We start from the raw sequence: 258 nt of genomic DNA on the forward strand, positions 1-258 counted from the left end.
GTAAATGTCACCCAGCGACACCACTGGGTTACTGACTCCGCATCGACAATCTGCAGAGTATCTTCAAATTCGCTATAAATAGCCTGCTCTGAAAGCTCTGGCTCCATCTCCTGGAAATCAGCCAATGATTCGCGTTCGCCTACCAGAATGACTTTCAGCTTCAATGGCATCGAAGGCACAGAGACGGGGAGAGGGCGCGACTCATCAAACGCAACCCAGTCAAAACGCTCGCGGTTAACGATATTTTTCAGCCGCATC

1 protein-coding gene is annotated in these 258 nt (G+C 50.4%); it reads right to left on the reverse strand.

What is annotated here, in order from left to right; translation table 11 throughout:
• A partial coding sequence (locus R2R70_RS21340) for a hypothetical protein (RefSeq protein ID WP_410979100.1) occupies positions 1 to 258 on the reverse strand: 258 nt, incomplete at both ends.

Source organism: Cobetia sp. SIMBA_158, assembly GCF_046566945.1.
GTDB classification, from domain to species: domain Bacteria; phylum Pseudomonadota; class Gammaproteobacteria; order Pseudomonadales; family Halomonadaceae; genus Cobetia; species Cobetia amphilecti.